Origin of the sequence: Rothia nasimurium (assembly GCF_928381705.1) — a bacterium.
Taxonomy (GTDB): domain Bacteria; phylum Actinomycetota; class Actinomycetes; order Actinomycetales; family Micrococcaceae; genus Rothia; species Rothia nasimurium_G.
On the sequence record NZ_CAKMSR010000030.1, the window covers coordinates 1 to 1,218 of the forward strand.

The following is a 1,218-nucleotide window of genomic DNA, read 5'->3' on the forward strand; positions in this document are numbered from 1 at the left end:
CTCAAAACCATACAGTGGACGCAAACAACAACAAACTCAGTCATAAAAGTGTAAGCCTTCGGACTATTAGTACCAGTCAACTCCACGGGCATTCCCCGCGTCCATACCTGGCCTATCAACCCCATCATCTATAGGGATCCTCACATGACCCAAAGGCCACCAGGAAATCTCATCTCGAAACAGGCTTCCCGCTTAGATGCTTTCAGCGGTTATCCCTCCCGAACGTAGCCAATCAGCCATGCACCTGGCGGTACAACTGACATACCAGAGGTTCGTCCGTCCCGGTCCTCTCGTACTAAGGACAGCCTTTCTCAAATTTCCAACGCGCGCAGCGGATAGAGACCGAACTGTCTCACGACGTTCTGAACCCAGCTCGCGTACCGCTTTAATGGGCGAACAGCCCAACCCTTGGGACCAACTCCAGCCCCAGGATGCGACGAGCCGACATCGAGGTGCCAAACCATGCCGTCGATATGGACTCTTGGGCAAGATCAGCCTGTTATCCCCGAGGTACCTTTTATCCGTTGAGCGACGGCCGTTCCACAACGTACCGCCGGATCACTAGTCCCGACTTTCGTCCCTGCTCGACCTGCCAGTCTCACAGTCAAGCTCCCTTGTGCACTTACACTCAACACCTGATTGCCAACCAGGCTGAGGGAACCTTTGGGCGCCTCCGTTACTTTTTGGGAGGCAACCGCCCCAGTTAAACTACCCATCAGGCACTGTCCCTGACCCGGATCACGGGCCGAAGTTAGACATCCAGAGCGACCAGAGTGGTATTTCAACAACGACTCCACACGAACTAGCGTCCATGCTTCACAGTCTCCCACCTATCCTACACAAGCCACACCGAACACCAATACCAAACTATAGTAAAGGTCACGGGGTCTCGTCGTCCTGCTGCGCGAAACGAGCATCTTTACTCGTACTGCAATTTCGCCGAGTTCATGGTTGAGACAGTAGGGAAGTCGTTACTCCATTCGTGCAGGTCGGAACTTACCCGACAAGGAATTTCGCTACCTTAGGATGGTTATAGTTACCACCGCCGTTTACTGGGGCTTAAATTCTCAGCTTCGCCAAAAAAGGCTAACCAATCCTCTTAACCTTCCAGCACCGGGCAGGAGTCAGTCCGTATACATCGTCTTACGACTTCGCACGGACCTGTGTTTTTGATAAACAGTCGCTTCCCCCAATTCTCTGCGACCCATACACGCTCAC

Annotated in this window: 1 rRNA gene; it reads right to left on the reverse strand. The window is 53.1% G+C overall.

Features of this window, described 5'->3' with window-relative positions:
• Positions 1–46: 46 nt before the first annotated feature.
• A 23S ribosomal RNA gene (locus L6762_RS11855) occupies positions 47–1,218 on the reverse strand; the annotation flags it as partial.